Source organism: Actinomadura rupiterrae (genome assembly GCF_024172125.1).
Classification (GTDB): domain Bacteria; phylum Actinomycetota; class Actinomycetes; order Streptosporangiales; family Streptosporangiaceae; genus Spirillospora; species Spirillospora rupiterrae.
This window is the reverse complement of record NZ_JAMZEA010000007.1, coordinates 473210-488800: the sequence shown is the minus strand read 5'-3', so window position 1 is coordinate 488800 and position 15591 is coordinate 473210. Positions and strand designations below refer to the sequence as shown.

At 72.4% G+C, this 15591-nt stretch carries 14 protein-coding genes; 5 read left to right on the top strand and 9 right to left on the bottom strand.

Annotation, left to right across the window (positions count from 1 at the left end; genetic code table 11):
• Positions 1–89: 89 nt before the first annotated feature.
• Together FHU30_RS26595 and FHU30_RS26590 are read right to left on the bottom strand one after the other, a co-directional pair.
• The gene (locus tag FHU30_RS26595; protein ID WP_253879380.1) at positions 90–1178 is read right to left on the bottom strand and encodes a Zn-dependent alcohol dehydrogenase; all 1089 of its coding nucleotides are present in this window, start codon (positions 1176–1178) and stop codon (positions 90–92) included.
• A 176-nt stretch (positions 1179–1354) separates the two neighbouring features.
• A complete protein-coding gene (locus FHU30_RS26590) occupies positions 1355–1546 on the bottom strand; it encodes a ferredoxin (RefSeq protein ID WP_253879378.1) in 192 nt (63 codons plus the stop codon).
• 277 nt (positions 1547–1823) lie between these two features.
• Here FHU30_RS26590 and FHU30_RS26585 point away from each other — a divergent pair, with 277 nt between their 5' ends.
• Positions 1824–2456, top strand: coding sequence for a class I SAM-dependent methyltransferase (locus FHU30_RS26585; RefSeq protein WP_253879630.1), 633 nt, complete (start codon positions 1824–1826; stop codon positions 2454–2456).
• Positions 2457–2594: 138 nt separating this feature from the next.
• Here the strand turns inward: FHU30_RS26585 and FHU30_RS26580 are convergent, their stop codons facing one another.
• From FHU30_RS26580 to FHU30_RS26555, 6 genes are all read right to left on the bottom strand, one after another.
• Positions 2595–3731: a glycoside hydrolase family 15 protein gene (locus FHU30_RS26580; RefSeq protein WP_253879377.1), complete on the bottom strand. Its 1137-nt coding sequence runs from the start codon at positions 3729–3731 to the stop codon at positions 2595–2597.
• Positions 3721–4476, bottom strand: coding sequence for a class I SAM-dependent methyltransferase (locus FHU30_RS26575; protein WP_253879629.1), 756 nt, complete (start codon positions 4474–4476; stop codon positions 3721–3723). Before FHU30_RS26575 ends, FHU30_RS26580 begins: the two co-directional genes overlap by 11 nt.
• 100 nt (positions 4477–4576) lie before the next feature.
• Positions 4577–5827, bottom strand: a complete 1251-nt coding sequence (locus tag FHU30_RS26570; protein ID WP_253879628.1) for a glycosyltransferase family 4 protein — start codon at positions 5825–5827, stop codon at positions 4577–4579.
• A 393-nt stretch (positions 5828–6220) separates the two neighbouring features.
• Positions 6221–7465, bottom strand: coding sequence for a cytochrome P450 (locus FHU30_RS26565; protein ID WP_253879375.1), 1245 nt, complete (start codon positions 7463–7465; stop codon positions 6221–6223).
• A gap of 373 nt (positions 7466–7838) precedes the next feature.
• Complete coding sequence (locus tag FHU30_RS26560; RefSeq protein ID WP_253879374.1) at positions 7839–8870, bottom strand: MBL fold metallo-hydrolase; 1032 nt, start codon at positions 8868–8870, stop codon at positions 7839–7841.
• On the bottom strand, positions 8867–10030 hold the full coding sequence (locus FHU30_RS26555) for a steroid 3-ketoacyl-CoA thiolase (RefSeq protein ID WP_253879373.1): 1164 nt from the start codon (positions 10028–10030) through the stop codon (positions 8867–8869). The genes FHU30_RS26560 and FHU30_RS26555 overlap by 4 nt, the downstream gene beginning before the upstream one ends.
• 196 nt (positions 10031–10226) lie before the next feature.
• On the opposite strand from FHU30_RS26555, the gene FHU30_RS26550 reads away from it, so the two are divergent.
• On the top strand, positions 10227–11189 hold the full coding sequence (locus FHU30_RS26550; protein WP_253879372.1) for a hypothetical protein: 963 nt from the start codon (positions 10227–10229) through the stop codon (positions 11187–11189).
• 69 nt (positions 11190–11258) lie between these two features.
• Positions 11259–12296, top strand: a complete 1038-nt coding sequence (locus FHU30_RS26545) for a hypothetical protein (RefSeq protein WP_253879370.1) — start codon at positions 11259–11261, stop codon at positions 12294–12296.
• Between the two features lie 129 nt (positions 12297–12425).
• Here the strand turns inward: FHU30_RS26545 and FHU30_RS26540 are convergent, their stop codons facing one another.
• Entirely contained in the window at positions 12426–13583 is a 1158-nt protein-coding gene (locus FHU30_RS26540; protein WP_253879368.1) for a cytochrome P450, read from the bottom strand.
• A gap of 265 nt (positions 13584–13848) precedes the next feature.
• On the opposite strand from FHU30_RS26540, the gene FHU30_RS26535 reads away from it, so the two are divergent.
• Complete coding sequence (locus FHU30_RS26535; protein WP_253879367.1) at positions 13849–14832, top strand: 3-oxoacyl-ACP synthase III family protein; 984 nt, start codon at positions 13849–13851, stop codon at positions 14830–14832.
• Positions 14832–15584: a glycosyltransferase family 2 protein gene (locus tag FHU30_RS26530; RefSeq protein WP_253879365.1), complete on the top strand. Its 753-nt coding sequence runs from the start codon at positions 14832–14834 to the stop codon at positions 15582–15584. Before FHU30_RS26535 ends, FHU30_RS26530 begins: the two co-directional genes overlap by 1 nt.
• Positions 15585–15591 lie beyond the last annotated feature (7 nt).

Sequence of the window (15591 nt, the reverse complement as noted above, 5' to 3'; positions counted from 1 at the left end):
ATGGCACGCCGGTCGCGCGCCGCGGTAGCCGTCGCCCGGAACTCTCAGCGGACTTCGAGTTCCGGACGAAGCGCACACCAGGGATGGAGCTAGTCGAAGAGGACGACCTGGCGGATCACGTCGCCCTTTTCCAGGGCGCGGACGGCGTCGTTGAGGTCCTCGAAGCGGATGCGGCGGCTGATCAGGCCGTCCAGGTCGAGCTTCCCGGCGCGCCACAGGTCGACGAACAGGGGGATGTCGCGCTTGAGGTCGCTGCCGCCGTAGAGCGAGGCCTTGACGTTCTTGCCCTCGAACAGCAGCGAGAACGCCGACATCTGCCAGTTGTCGTCGGCCGCGCCGGCGCCGACCACGATCACGTCGCCGCCGCGGCGGGTGAGGTTCCACGCGGTGGTGATCGCGGCGGACTTGCCGACCACCTCGAAGACCTGGTCGAAGCCCTGGCCGAGGGTGAGCAGGCCCTTGGTCTCCTCCAGGTTCTCCAGGGTGGCGGTGTGCGTGGCGCCGAACTGCTTGGCGGCCGGGTGCTTGGCCTCGTTCGGGTCGACCGCGAGGATCGTGGACGCGCCGCAGATCCGCGCGCCCTGGATCGCCGACAGGCCGACGCCGCCCGCGCCGACCACCGCGACCTTGGAGCCGGGCTTCACCGCGGCGGTGTTGAACGCCGCGCCGACGCCGGTCGGGATGCCGCAGCCGAGCAGCGCCGCGTACTCGAACGGCACGTCCTCGGCGATCTTGATGACACCCTGGTAGGGCATCACCAGCTCCTCGGCCCAGGTGCCCGCGCCCGCCATGCCGAACGCCGGGGTGCCGTCGCCGAGCCGGAACCGCGGCTCGGAGAACGCCTGCCCGATGAAGCCCATGCACAGGTAGGGCTCGCCGCGCAGGCACTCGGGGCAGACGCCGCAGTCGGGCGTCCAGTTGACCACCACGTGGTCGCCGACCTGGACGTTCGGGACGCGGTCGCCGACCGCCTCCACGATCCCGGCGCCCTCGTGGCCGATCACCGCGGGCGGGACCGACGGCAGCACGCCGGACATCGTGGACAGGTCCGAATGGCAGACCCCGGTGGCCCGGATGCGGATCTTCACCTGGTCCGGACCCGGATCGACGGCCGTCACGTCGTCGCGCAGGTCCAGTTCCTTGTCGCCGACCGCGTGCAGTACCGCGGCACGTGCCATGAGACGCCTCCACAGTGAGGGCGGACGCCGGGTCCGTGGGGCGCGGCGTTCCGAGGGGGTGGGTTGGATGTGGCGTTCGCGAACGGACGATGTGGGCGACGTGACGGCGGGCGGGCGCGGGGGGGCCTTCGGGACGCCCGGGGCGACGGACGACCGGGACCCCGGGCGCCGGGCGGCTACTCCTCCAGGCTCAGCGCGGCCTTCGGGCAGGACCGCACCGCGTGCCGGACCTTGTCCTCCTGGCCGGCCGGGACCTCCTCGTGGAGGATCACCAGCTCGTCGTCGTCGGTGAGGTCGAAGACGTCTTCGGCGATGCCGACGCAGACGGCGTTGGCCTCGCACACCAGCGGATCGACTTTCACTCTCATCGCCTTCTCCGTTCACTTGCCGGTGAGCGCGCGGAGGGCCCAACATACCGAACGTAGTTCGGCACGGGCCACGGGTCGGCGGCCCGCCGCGCTCGCCCACGACAGAAAGTAGAACACGTTTCAGTCTGGTGTCACAAGACCTCGACCGACCGGATAAAGTGCGCGGCGGAGGAGATCAATGAACGACACGACGGCGTCCACCCCCGCGGGGACGACCAGCGACCCGGCCGACCCGTCGGCCGAGGCGCAGCCCGAGAAACCGGCCGGCGTCCCGGACATGCCCCCTCATCTGCTGCGGATCGCCCGCGCGGCCAAGGGGTTCATGCCGGACGACGAAGGTCGGGCCCTGTACGAGACGGCCTTCGCCTACGGCTCGAAATTCGGCGCGGACGCCCCGCTGCTGGAGATCGGCTCCTACTGCGGCAAGTCCGCCGTCTACTTCGGCGCGGCCGCCCGGCACAGCGGCTCCACGGTCGTCACCGTGGACCACCACCACGGCTCGGAGGAGAACCAGGCGGGCTGGGAGTACCACGACCCGTCCCTGGTCGACCCCTGCACCGGCCGCATGGACACGCTCCCGAGCTTCCGCAAGACGATCGCCGCCGCCGACCTGGAGGACGTCGTCGTCGCCGTCGTCGGGACGTCCGCGACGGTCGCGACGTTCTGGAAGACCCCGCTGGCGCTGCTGTTCATCGACGGCGGCCACGCCGAGGACCTCGCGCAGGCCGACTACACCAACTGGGCGCACCACGTCGCGCCGGGCGGCGCGCTGGTGATCCACGACGTCTTCCCCGACCCGGCGGACGGCGGCCAGGCGCCCTACCACGTCTACCTGCGCGCGATCGAGTCCGGCGACTTCGAGGAACGCCGCGTCGTCGGCTCCCTGCGCGTCCTCGAACGCATCTCCTGACCTACGCCCCCGGCAACGGAGAAGGCTCTCGCGCGGTGGCGCGGGAGCCTTCTGTGTAACGGGTTCTAGTGTCCGCCCGGGCAGCGGGGTGCCGCGATGTGGGGTGGGCGGTATGTGGGGTTAGGGGTGCCTGTGGGGTCAGCGCCGGGTGCGCACCGGGTTGGCCAGCTGCCGCGGGACGTCGGGCGGGCAGCCGCACGCCGCCGGGTCGGACGCGGCGGACGGTCCCAGCGGCCGTCCGGCGATCTCCTTGAACAGCCGGGCGCCGGGTGAGGCGTCCGCGAGCACGTCGGCGGCGAGGATCACCGCGGCGGCCGTGTAGGTGGAGCGGTCCCCGGGGAAGTGGCGGCGGTTCTCGAACTGCCAGCCCGTCCAGTACGAGCCGTCCTCGTGCCGGAGGTGCTGGATGGTCGCGAACAGCTCCAGGGCGCGGTCCCGGTCGCCCGCGGCGTCCAGGGCCATCACCAGCTCGCAGGACTCGGCGGCCGTCACCCACGGCTGGTCGGAGACGCAGCGGCAGCCGAGGCCCTCGGCGACGAAGGTGTCCCAGCGCGAGGCGATCCGCGCCGCGGCGTCCTCGCCGCGCACCGGGCCCGCGAGCACCGGGTAGTACCAGTCCATCGACCAGCGGGACTTGTCGGCGAACGCCTCCGGGTGGGCCGCGACGACGTGGCCGAGCTGGTCGGCGGCCAGCTCCCACTCCGGCTGCGGCTCGCCCAGCCGCTCGGCGAGCGCGACCGCGCAGCGCAGCGACTGGTAGACCGACGAGCAGCCGGTCAGCAGCGCCTCGTCCGCGACCGAGCCGTCCTCGTGCCGGATCCACATGATCTCGCCGCGGCGGGTCCGCAGGCCGAGCGTGAACTCGATCGCGCGCCGCACCACCGGCCACATCTCGCGGGCGAACGCCTCGTCCCCGGTGACGACCAGCTCGTGCCAGACGCCGACCGCGACGTAGGCGGCGTGGTTGGACTCGCCGCCGGGCTCGGTGACCTTCCCGAGCACCCACTTGGCGGGCCACGACCCGTCAGGGCGCTGGACGGACGCCAGCCACGCGTACGCGCGCCGGGCCCGGTCGCCGAGGCCCGCGACGGTCAGCGCCATCGCCGCCTCGACGTGGTTCCAGGCGTCCACGTGGCCGGGCACGCCGTCCAGCGGGGCGAACCAGGGGATCGCCCCGGACGGCTCCTGCTGGCGGGCGATGCTGTGCGCGGTCGCGAGGATGTCGGCCGAGGTCACGACGCCATCGACGGACGGCGCCGGGACCTCAGACCGCATCCGCGGTCTCCCTGACGCTCGGCTTCGAGGGCTGCGCGGGCTTGGTGACGTACACGACCACGCTCTTGCCGATGAGCGGGTTCAGCGCCTTCTCGGCCAGGCGGGTGGCGAGCGGCCGCTTCATGATGTCCCACACCAGCACCTGGTGGTAGGCCTTGGCGAGCGGGTTCGCGTCGTTGTTCACGCCGACCGCGCACTTGATCCACCAGTAGGGCGCGTGCAGGCCGTGCGCGTGGTGGTGGCCGTCCACCCGGAATCCGGTGGACTTCAGCTTCGCCTCCAGCTCGGCGCGCGTGTAGATGCGCACGTGGCCGCCGGGGGCGGTGTGGTAGTCCTCCGACAGCGCCCAGCACAGCCGCTCGGGCAGCCAGGACGGGACGGTCACCGCGAGCTGCCCGCCCGGCTTCAGCACGCGCAGCAGCTCGCGCATCGCCCGCATGTCGTCGGGGATGTGCTCCAGCACCTCGGACGCGACGATCTTGTCGAAGTGGTCGTCGGGGAACGGCATGGTCAGCGCGTCGCCCTGGACGGTCTCGGCGGACGCGTCCGCGGAGACCTCGCCCTCCAGTCGCATCGCGCCGAACATCTTCTCGACGCCCGCCAGCTCCTCGGCGTCGAGGTCGAAGGCCACGACGTGCGCACCCCTGCGGTACAGCTCGAAGGCATGCCGTCCGGCGCCGCACCCCATGTCGAGGACGCGCTCTCCGGGGGTGACGCGGAACCGCTGGAAATCCACGGTCAGCAGGGTCGTGCTCCTTCCGTACTGGGGACCTCCCCGGGGGACCGGTCCCGCATCCGTACCCGCGCGGCGGCTCGCGTGGGCAGCGCCGCCGTCCGGGCCGCCGCTACTTACCCGCGGCTTTCCGCAGGTACTCGCGCTGGGTGATCGCCTCGCGGTAGTGGCCGACGGTGGCCTGCGCCACCGCCCGCCACGCGAACCGCGCGCGCACCCGGGCGAGTCCCGCCTCGCTCCACCTCGCCCGCTCCTCTGAGGAGTCGTGCAGGCGGCGCAGGACGGCTGCGAGCTCTTCCACGTCACCGGGCTCGACCAGGATCCCGGCGTCGCCCACCACCTCGGGCAGCGCGCCCGCTCGGCTGGCGACCAGCGGGGTGCCGGACGCCATGTGCTCCACGGCGGGCAGCGAGAAGCCCTCGTAGCGGGACGGCACGACCGCGACCTCCGCGGAGGCCAGCAGGTCGCCCAGCTCGTCGTCGCTGATCCCGGACACGAACCGGACCCGGTCCCCGAGCGCCAGCTCCTTGACCAGCCTCTCGGTCGGGCCGCCCTCCTTGGGACGGGACACGACGACGACGTGCACGTCCCGCTCGGTGGCGACCTTGGCGACCGCGCGGAGCAGCACGTCCACGCCCTTGATCGGGGCGTCCGCGCTGGCCATCGCGACGATCCGGCCGGGCACGCGCTCGCTCAGCGGACCGCGCGGGTGGAATACCGAGGTGTCCACGCCGAGCGGCAGGATCTCGATGTCGCGCGGGTCGACCTTGAAGTCCCGGACGATGTCGATCTTGGACGACTCCGACACCGTGAGCACGGTCCCGATCCGCCGGGCGACCTGCGACTGCATCGCCACGAACCCGTACCAGCGGCGCTTGCCGAGCTTGGACTTCCAGTCCTCGGCGGCGTCCAGCTCGATCTGCCGGTCCACGCTGATCGGGTGGTGGATGCTGGTCACCAGCGGCAGGCCCAGCCTGGAGATGCCGAGGTTGCCGACGCCGAGCACCTGGTTGTCGTGCGCCACGTCGAAGTCGCGGCGCCGCCGGCGCAGCTCGCGCAGCACCCGGATGCTGAAGGTCAGCGGCTCGGGGAACCCGCCGGTGCGCATGTGCGCGAACTCCAGGACGTCGATCCAGTCCCGGAACTCCTCGCGCTTCGGCGTGCGGAACGGGTCCTCGTCGCGGTAGAGGTCCAGGCTCGGCACCTTGGTCAGGGCGATCTCGTCCCGGTCCAGCTCCGGATAGGGCTGGCCGGACAGGATCTCCACGGTGTGCCCGAGATCGACCAGCTCGCGGCTCAGATGCCGGAGGTAGACGCCCTGCCCGCCGCAGTGCGGCTTGCTCCGGTAGGACAGCAGGGCCACCCGCAGCGGCCGCTCTCCGGCGTCCGGCCCCGCGCCGGAGTCCGCGCCTGCCCCGGAACCCGCGTCGGTCACGCCGGCCCCGGACCCCGCCTCAGTCACGACCGTCCCAGCCCACGCGTCACTCCTGTCCGTCGGGTGGACGCCGGGGCCGTCGGCCACACCGGCATCACGAACGCCTCGTTGAAACCAGACTGTCGAAACTAGACCTTAGCCTCCGCACGTTACCGGAGAGTTCAATACTGGGCATCGCGTCCAAAAGTGTTTCGAAAAGCACATGAAGGTCCAGGCAGGGGCGGGTTCCGGGGCCCGCCCGGGACGGGCCCGCGGACGTCCCCGCGCCGCCGACCGAATGGCGCTCTGATCAGCGGCTCGACGGGGTGGACCAGACCGGGATCAGTGGTTCGACGGGGTGAAGCGGACCGGCATGTCCTTGGTCCCGTTGACGAAGTTGGACCGCAGCCGGCGCGCCGGGCCCGCCGGCCGGATGTCCGGCATCCGGGACGACACGGTCTCGAAGATCATCTTCAGGTTCATCCGGGCGAGGTGCGTGCCGAGGCAGAAGTGCGGCCCGCCGCCGCCGAACCCGAGCTGCGGGTTCGGGTCGCGGGTGATGTCGAAGCGGAACGGGTCCTCGAAGACGCGCTCGTCCCGGTTGGCCGACCCGTAGAACAGCACGACCTTGTCCCCGGCCCGGATCTGCCTGCCGCCCAGCTCGGTGTCCTGCGTGGCCGTCCGGCGGAACTGGTTGATCGGGCTCACCCAGCGGACGATCTCCTCGACCGCCGTCGGCAGCAGCGCCGGGTTCGCCTTCAGCAGGTCCCACTGGTCCGGGTGCTCGAACAGGGCCTGCATGCCGCCCGCCGTGGCCGTCCGGGTGGTCTCGTTCCCCGCGATCGACAGCATCAGGACGAACAGCTGGAACTCCTCGACGGTCAGCGTCGTGCCGTCCGCGTCCGGCTGGACGAGCTTGGTCGCGATGTCGTCGCCGGGCTCGCGCATCCGGCGCTCCCGCAGCTCGGTCGCCCAGCCCATGAACTCGGCCGCGCAGGCGATCGACTCGCTCTTGTCCCCGATGAACTCCGGGTCGTTGAACGCGACCAGGGTGTTGGACCAGGTGAAGATCTTCTCCCGGTCGGCCAGCGGCGCGCCGAGGATCTCGCAGATCGTGTAGAGCGGCAGCGGCGCGGCGAAGTGCTCGACGAAGTCGCACTCGCCGAGCGGCGCGGCGGCGTCGATCAGCTCGTTGCAGATCGCCCGGATGTGCCCCTCCAGCTTCTTGATCATCCGGGGCGTGAAGCCCTTGTTCACCATGGACCGCAGCCGGGTGTGGTCCGGCGGGTCCTGGAACAGCATCATCTGCCCGTACAGGGCGATCTCGTCGTCGGTGAACTCCTCGAACATCGCCGTCCGCGTGTGCGAGGAGAACAGCTCCGGATGCCGCGACACCCACGTCACGTCCTCGTGCCGCGTCACCGCCCAGAAGCCCGGCACCGACGGGTTCGGGTCGGTGTGCCAGTGCACCGGGTCGTGGTCGCGCAGCCACCGGAACTGCTCGTGCGGGATGCCGCCCGCCTCGTACACGGCGGGGTCGATGACGTCGATGACGGGCGAGTCGATCGTGCCGGTCTTGGGTGACATGAAGGGATCCTTCGCCGGGTGGGGTGGGCAGGGGCCAGCGACCGGTCGCGCCTTCGCGGTCGGGAGTGTCGTGCGGGCTGCGGGCTGCGGGGTGGGTTGCGTGGGCGGGGTGGATCGTCAGCGGGGCTTCTGACGTGCGAGGACGCGCGTGCACGCGCGCTCGACTAAGCGCTTGCTTGGCTAGCCGTGCCTAGTGCGATTCTCACATGAGACTGCAGTCTCATCAAGGGTCTAGCCTGCGGGCCAACTGTGCCCTATGCCACGTTTGAACCCCGGCGAAGCACCCCAAGTGCCCAGGTGGCAGCGGGCGGTGAAGCCCGGCGCCGCGGCCGAGCGCGAAGCTCTCCGGCGCGCGGGGGAGGCGGGCGTGGGGTCAGCGGGCGGTGAAGGTGAGGGGGTCGTCGCTCCGGCGGGACGCCTGGCCTCGCGATTCGAGGACGCGGAGGTGCGCGGCGGCCTCGCCCGCGGCCATCTGCCGGGACTGGAGGGACATCTCGGGCCACGCCTCGCGCCAGATGAGGGCGGACGCGAGATCCCACAGCGTGCGCGGCTCGCCCGTGAGCAGGGCGGCGAGTTCGGCGAGGCGGGCCTCGTGGTGGGCGGCGATGTCGCGGGTCCGGGCGGCCAGGCCGTGGAAGCGGAACTGGTGGGCGGGGAGCACCTCGTCCACGGGGAGGTCGCCGACGCGGGCGAGGGAGGCGAGGAAGTCGCCGAGCGGGTCGACGTCCGTCCGCTCGTACGGGTAGAGGCCGATGTGCGGGGTGATGCGGGGCAGGACGTGGTCGCCGGTGAAGATCCGGTCGCCGTCCTCCAGGTGCAGGCAGAGGTGGCCGGGGGAGTGGCCGGGCGTCCAGATCGCGCGGAGTCGACGCCCGGGGACGTCGATGAGGTCGCGGTCCTCCAGCTCGCGGTCGGGCTGGGCCGGCGGGTCGACGGGACGGCGGTGCGAGCCGTCCGCGAGGTCGGCCTCCCGCGCGCCCGCGCGTCGGAGGGAGTCCGACATCCAGGCGCGGTCGGCGTCCTGCTCGACCATGGCGCGGAACGCGCGGACGAGGTCGGCGTCCGCGCGGTGCATCGCGATCCACGCGCCGGACGCTTCCCGCACCCGGCCCGCGAGGCCCGCGTGGTCCGGGTGGTGGTGCGTGACGACGACGCCGTACACGTCCGCGACGTCCATGCCGAACGCGGCGAGGCCGCCGGACAGCGCGTCCCAGGCGTCCTCGTGCTCCCAGCCCGCGTCCACGAGGACGGGCCCGCGCGGCGTCTCCAGCGCGTAGACGAGGGTGTAGGCGAGTGGATTGCCCGGAATCGGCACCGGAACGCTCCACACGCCCCCGCCCAGATCCTCCGCCTTCGGCGGTCCGTTCTTCGGACGGCTTGCCGGACGGCCGTTCGGCTCGGTCAACGCAGCCGTTCCAGGACGGTCGCCGTGGAAAGCGCGCCGCCGCAGCACATAGTGACCAGGGCGGTCCCGGCGTCGCGGCGTTCCAGCTCGTGGAGGGCGCTGGTCAGCAGGCGCGCGCCGGTCGCGCCGACGGGGTGGCCGAGCGCGATCGCGCCGCCGTTGACGTTGACGGTGTCCATGTCCGGTTCGTGGACGGACGCCCACGACAGGACGACCGCCGCGAACGCCTCGTTGATCTCGGTGATGTCCATGTCGCGCATGGACATCCCGGCGCGGGCGAGGACGCGCTCGGTCGACTGGATCGGGCCGTCCAGGTGGTAGTACGGCTCCGACCCGACGAGGGCCTGCGCCCGGATGCGCGCGCGGGGACGCAGCCCCAGCGCCCGCGCCTTCGCCTCGTCCATCACCAGGACGGCGGACGCCCCGTCCGAGATCTGCGAGGACGACCCGGCGGTGTGCAGCGCGCCCTCGCCCATGACCGGCTTGAGCTTGGCGAGCCCCTCAAGAGTGGTCTCGCGGAGGCCCTGGTCTCGGGTGACGGTCCGGGTCTCGCCGGTCGCGTTGCCCTCGGTGTCGAGGACGGGCGCGTTGATCGGCGCGATCTCGCGCTCGAACCGCCCGTCCGCCCACGCCTTGGCGGCGAGTTGCTGGGACCGCAGGCCGAACGCGTCCACGTCGTCGCGGGTGAGGCCGCGCCGCTTCGCGATCCGCTCGGCCGCCTCGAACTGGTGCGGCATGTCGATCGACCAGTCGTCCGGACGTGGTTTGGCGGGCAGCACGTTGCTGCCGAGCGGCGCGCGGCTCATCACCTCGACTCCGCAGCCGATCGCGACGTCCACGACACCGGCCGCGACCTGCGCCGCCGCGAGGTGGACGGCCTGCTGCGACGACCCGCACTGCGCGTCGACCGTCGTCACCCCGGTCTGCCACGGCAGCCCCGCGTACAGCCACGCGTACCGTCCGACGTGCCCGCCCTGCTCGCCCGCCTGGGTCACGCAGCCGGCGAAAACCTGTTCCACTTCAGCGCCGTCCAGATGGGCCCGCTCCAGCAGCGCGTTGAGCGCGTGCGCGAGCACGGCCTGCGCCTTGAGCCCGGCCAACCAGCCGTTCCGCTTGCCGAGCGGCGTCCGAACCGCCTCCACGATCACCGGGGTGCCCATCCGCGACTCCTTGCTGGAATGACGTTCGGCCTCCGACTGTAACGTGTTCTAGTTTTGCGGGGAAGGGCACGGGGTCCGCGAGGAAGGGCACGCACGGGGTTCGCGGGAAAGGGCACGGGGGCGGACGGGGGCTCCTTGCGGCGGTCCGGGCGGTGGCTCCTTGCGGCGGTCCGGGCGGTGGGGAACGATCGGGCTCATGCCGGACGAACTGCCGCCCTTCGACGACGACTTCATCGCGGGCGCGTCCATCTCCGAACCGTCCGCCCGCCAGCGCGCCCGCCGCCGCCCGCGCCTGCCGAGGCCGCCGCGCCGCCGTCCCGCGCGGTCCCGGCGCGGCGCGAGCGGCGAGACGATGAGCTACCTGAAGGCGTCCGGGCTGGTCGGAGGTGCCGTGGTGGTGCTCGGCGCGGCCGCCACCGGGATGTGGTGGCTCGGCCGGGACGACTCGCCCAAGCCGTCCTCCATCACGTTGAAGCTCCAGAGCCCGACGCCGAGCGCCGCTCCCTCCGACCCCTTCGCGGGGAGCCCGGCCGCCTCGTACGCGGACGGCGAGGCCGGCATAGAGATGCCCGCCGCCAAGGCGATGAACGGCCTGACCGGCACCGATGTCGAGGCCGCGTACGCGCGGATCAAGCGCATCCTGGTCGCCGCCGATCTCGACCAGGCGACCGTCTACTCAGGCGACACCAAGCCGCTCGCCGGCGCGCTCGACCCCGAGGAGGCGAAGGCGCTGCCGTCCCACCGGGCGTGGATGACCGCGTTCGCGCCCGGTTCGGCCGTCGCGGCGACCGGGACGGTGAAGGTGCACGGCACGGTCGTGCCGTCCGCGGGCAAGGACGGGCTGACGGTTAAGACCGACCACAACTTCGTTTACGCCGTCCACCCGCCGAACCGTCCTGACCTGGTGCAACGCGTCATCGTCCGGCGCTCGGCGGTGTTCACCGCGACGCGGGAGGGCGGCGACGTGCGGGTCTGGATGAACGAGTCGGGCCGCAGCGCCGCGCCTGCGCCGTGCGCGGCGAAGGACGACTGGATCAGGCCGACGTTCCGCGGCGATCCGAGCGGCGGCGGAACCGATACGAACCGCCCCGAAGACCCGTACGACATGTCGAAGCCGCCTACCTACGACAATGCCTGCCATTCGGTCATTCGCACCTGAACTGGCCGTTCTCCCGGCATCGCGGGGTGAAGGCTGCCAGGATGGCTCCTTTCGCGAAGGGAGCCGATCATGACTCTGCCACCGGACGCGCTGTGGGCGCACGGGGCCGTCCGCGCCGCCGCGGGCCGCGGGTTCACCCTGGACGCCGACGGGATCGCGTCCGAGGACATCGGGAACGGCTGGTGGCGCCTGCTCTGGGTATCCGGAGGCCGCGCGGTGCTGGTCGGCTTCGACAACGACTACAGCGACACCTTCACCGAGGGCCCGCCGATCGACCTGCTCGCGGGCGCGCCGGACTGGCTGCCCTGGGAGCGGGTCGACGCGATCCTGCACCGCTCGTGGCCCGTCGGGTTCGTGTACTGGTGGGACGGTTCGTCCTGGGGACACCGGTCCTACTCGCTGGAGGACGGCGCGGAGCTGATCCTTCCGTCCGATGACGCCGACTTGCTTGAGCTGCTCGGCGGCTCCGACTCGGTGGATCTGGCCCGCGCAGGGAACCTGCCGCAGTCGGGCGTCGAGGGCCTGGACCTCGCCGTGCTGCAGCGCGCCGGGCTCGTGGACGGGTCCTCCAGGCCCGAGGTGCCCGCCGGGCAGGGCGAGCCGTCCGGGCGGAAGGTGCCGTGGCACATACTGCCTGAGCTGCACGCTTCTGTCGTCGGCATGGCCATGAAGCAGGCGGACGAGCGCCCGCGGCCCGTCCCGGGGCCGAGCGCCGAACTCACCGCCGTCGTAGAGTACCTGCGCGCGAACGGCCGGGACGAGATCGTCGCCGGTTACGTGGGGGACAACTACTCCTCCTTCAGGGAGCCGCACGGCCCGGAAGTGAAGAAGGAGCTGTGCGTGCTCCTCGAAGCCCTGCGCGCGCACGAGGGCGACCCCGAGTCCGGGCACTGGCTTTACGTTCGCGTCACTGCCGATGGGGACGTCTCGCGCGCGTACGATTCGCTGCCCGAGTGGTGGAAGCCCGCGTACGACAGGCTCTGGTCGTGGCCGGAAATGCTCAAGCCGGAACTCGCCTCCCGTACGGAACCGTGGCGTCCCGCATGGGAATGGGTGCTCGACGCGGCCGCCCTAGGCAACGGCGTCCCTACAGACCTCTGCCGCTAGGCGCTTGGGGGCGCTCTGAGGGCGGCGCTGTGCTGTTGCGGTGGCGCTGTGCTGTTGCGGTGGCGCTGTGCGGTTGTGGTGGCGCTGTGCGGGTGCGGGTGCGGGTGCGGTGGCGCTGTGCGGGTGCGGTTAGGCGGAGGTCTTGACGAGCAGCTTCGTGTAGGTGGGGACGAGTGCGCGGCGCGCTTCGACGCGATGCGTGATCTGGTACGGACGGCCCGATGCCAGCAGTGCGCGCAGCGTCGAGGCCGCCTGGGCGCGTGCGACGGCCGCGCCCAGGCACAGGTGGCGTCCCGCGCCGAACCACAGCTGCCGCGTCTCGGGCACGTAAGGACGCGTGATGTCGAACGGGCCGACCGCGTTGTTCGCCAGGTAGGTCAGGACCAGGACGCGCTGCCCCGCGCGCAGCTCGGCGTGCGGGGCGAGCCGGACGTTCCGGGCGACGTGCCGTCCGATCAGCGGGGCCGGGGTCGCGACGCGCAGGCCCTCGCGGACGGCGGAGGCGAGCAGCTCCGGGTCGTCCAGCAGGAGGCGCTGCTGGCCCGCGTCGTGCAGGAGCGAGACCGTGCGCAGCGTTCCGGACACCCCGGTCTCGGTGCCCGCGACGACGAGCAGCGTCGCGAGGCCGCGCGCGACGTCCTCGCCGAGTCCGAGCATGCGGCATCGGCCCAGCAGGGTGGACGGCCCTGACGAGCGGTACGCGGACGGGACGGCGGCGGTCAGCTCGTCCACGATGGCACCCGCCTCCGACAGAACCGCCGCTGGCAGGTCAGTGGACGCCGTCGTGCCGAGCGCGAGCGACGCCAGCCGCTCGCCGAGCGTGAACAGCCGGCGGTAGTCCTGCGGCGGCAGGCCGAGCAGGTCGCAGACCATCCGCCCGGCCAGCACGCGGGCGGAGTCGGCGAGGTCGACGGTCGCGCCCCCGGCGAGGTCCACGGCGAGGCGCGCGTGGTGCGGGCCCTGCGTGCGCGCGATCAGGTCGTGCGCGGCGTCCTCGGTGAACAGGTCGCGGACGGCCGTGCGCAGCTCGGCGTGTCGCGGGCCGTCGAAGAAGCGTCCCATGTCCGGGCCGAAAAGCTGCGCCCACAGGTGCCCGACACCGCCCTCGCCGCCCATGGTGAACGCGGCGTGGTCGTTGAGCACCCGCCGCGCGAGGACGGGGTCGGTCACCACCCACCCCACGCGCGGCACGCGGGTGAGCGGCCCGGCGTGCCGGAACGCGCAGACGAGGGCGTAGAGCCAGGGGTTGGCGGCCCAGAGCAGCCGGGCCTCGGGTCGGGTCAGCACGGCTCGATCCTGCCGGGCTTCAGGTCGGGTCAGCACGGGTTCGATCCTGCCGGGCGCGGCCGCCCGATGGGATGGTCCGAAACCCCGGATCGGGGTAGGCGAAGGTACTCAGGCCGGGATGAGTGCCGCATGCACCCAAGTTTCCGTACGAACTCCCTGGTGAGGGGACCTGTCCGCAAGCGAGTCTGTTGCCAGACGCCACGCCGGGCCTATCGGGGGCTCCGGCCGTGGCGGACCGGAAGACCGGAAGCGGGGGACGAGGACCGTGATCAGAGCGCGCATCGCCGGTGCCGCCGCGTACCTGCCCGAGACCGTGCTGACCAGCGCGGACGTGGAGGCGCGGATCGAGGGGTACCGGCCGCACCCGACCATCGTGGAGCGGATGACCGGAATCCGGGCCCGGCACGTGCTGGGTCCCGAGCAGCAGGCGTCCGACCTTGCGGTCGAGGCCGCCCGGCGGCTCGGCGCCGACCCGGCGAGCCTGGACCTGCTGGTCTTCGGCTCCGCCTCGCAGGACCTGGTCGAGCCCGCGACCGCGCACATCGTCGCGGACAAGCTCGGCGCGTCCTGCCCCGTCTTCGACGTCAAGAACGCCTGCAACAGCTTCCTGAACGGGCTGCAGACCGCGGACGCGATGATCCGGACCGGCCAGGCCGAGCGGGTGCTGGTCTGCACGGGCGAGGCGCCGTCCCGGGCCGTGCGGTGGCGGGTCCGCGACCGGGCCCAGTTCGTGGACGCGTTCGCCGGCTACACCCTCTCGGACGCGGGCGCGGCCGTGCTGGTCGAGGCCGATCCGGACGGCCGCGGGATCTTCTACCGCGACTTCGCCGCCGTGTCGTCCGCGTGGCGGATCGGGACGCTCCCGGGCGGCGGGTCGATGCGCCCGCGCGACCCCGAGGCCACCTACTTCAGCGGCGACGGCCGCCGGCTGAAGGAGGCGTTCCTCGCCGCCGGACCCGAGATCTTCCTGTCCGCGCTGGAGAAGAACGGCCTGACCTGGGACGACTTCGCCGTCGTGGCCGTCCACCAGGTGACACTTCCCTATCTGGAAGTGCTGCGGTCCTTGCTCGGCATCCCGCCGGACCGGCTCGTGGTGACGCTGCCGGAGCACGGGAACATGGCGTCCGCGACGCTGCCCGTCCAGCTCGCGACCGCGTGGCGGGACGGCCGCTGCGGCCCGGGCGACCGGGTCGCGATGATCGGGCTGGCGGGCGGCGTCAGCCTCGGTGTGATCTTCATGGAGCTGTGATGGACCTCTGGGTCGTCGTCCCCGCCTACAACGAGGAGCGGTCGATCGGCGCGACGCTGCGCCGGCTCGCCGCCCAGACCGACCCCGGCTTCACCGTGGTCGTGGTCGACAACGCGAGCACCGACCGGACGGCCGAGGTCGTCCGCGAGTTCGCGGGGCTGAACCCGAAACCCGAGATCCGGATCGTCCACGAGGCGGTGAAGGGCACCGGCGCCGCGGCCGACACCGGCGTCCGGCACGCGATCTCGGCCGGCGCCACGCACGTCGCCCGCACCGACGCCGACTGCCTGCCCGACGAGGGCTGGCTCGCCGCCCTGAAGCGCGCCTTCGACGACGGGCTGGAGATGGTCAGCGGGCCGCTCCGGCCGCGCACTGACGAGTTCCCGCTGAAACTGTGGGAACGGCGGCTGCTGCCCGCGGTGATCACGGTCGCCGCCTGGTTCGGCCGGTTCCGTCCCGGCAACCAGGACCCGCTCTACCTGGGCCCCTACGTGATGATGCCGGGCTGCAACGTCGCGATCACCGCCGAGCTGTACGAGCGCTCCGGCGGCTTCCCCCGCACCCGCATCGAGGACGTCCACGAGGACCGCGCCCTGGTCAACCGCGTCCGCTACCTCAGCGACCGCTACGGCCTGCGGCCCGACGTCGTCGTCTACGGCTCCGTCCGCCGCCTGCGCGCCTTCGGCCTCGTCCGCACCCTCGGCTGGTACGCCGACCACCGCTACCGCCCCACCGTCGTGGACATCCGATGAGCCCGTT

Coding starts and splice junctions, on each gene's coding strand:
- FHU30_RS26595 (WP_253879380.1), bottom strand. CDS start 1,178: ATGGCACGTGCCGCGGTACTGCACGCGGTCGGCGACAAGGAACTGGAC.
- FHU30_RS26590 (WP_253879378.1), bottom strand. CDS start 1,546: ATGAGAGTGAAAGTCGATCCGCTGGTGTGCGAGGCCAACGCCGTCTGC.
- FHU30_RS26585 (WP_253879630.1), top strand. CDS start 1,824: ATGCCCCCTCATCTGCTGCGGATCGCCCGCGCGGCCAAGGGGTTCATG.
- FHU30_RS26580 (WP_253879377.1), bottom strand. CDS start 3,731: ATGCGGTCTGAGGTCCCGGCGCCGTCCGTCGATGGCGTCGTGACCTCG.
- FHU30_RS26565 (WP_253879375.1), bottom strand. CDS start 7,465: ATGTCACCCAAGACCGGCACGATCGACTCGCCCGTCATCGACGTCATC.
- FHU30_RS26555 (WP_253879373.1), bottom strand. CDS start 10,030: ATGGGCACCCCGGTGATCGTGGAGGCGGTTCGGACGCCGCTCGGCAAG.
- FHU30_RS26550 (WP_253879372.1), top strand. CDS start 10,227: ATGCCGGACGAACTGCCGCCCTTCGACGACGACTTCATCGCGGGCGCG.
- FHU30_RS26545 (WP_253879370.1), top strand. CDS start 11,259: ATGACTCTGCCACCGGACGCGCTGTGGGCGCACGGGGCCGTCCGCGCC.
- FHU30_RS26530 (WP_253879365.1), top strand. CDS start 14,832: ATGGACCTCTGGGTCGTCGTCCCCGCCTACAACGAGGAGCGGTCGATC.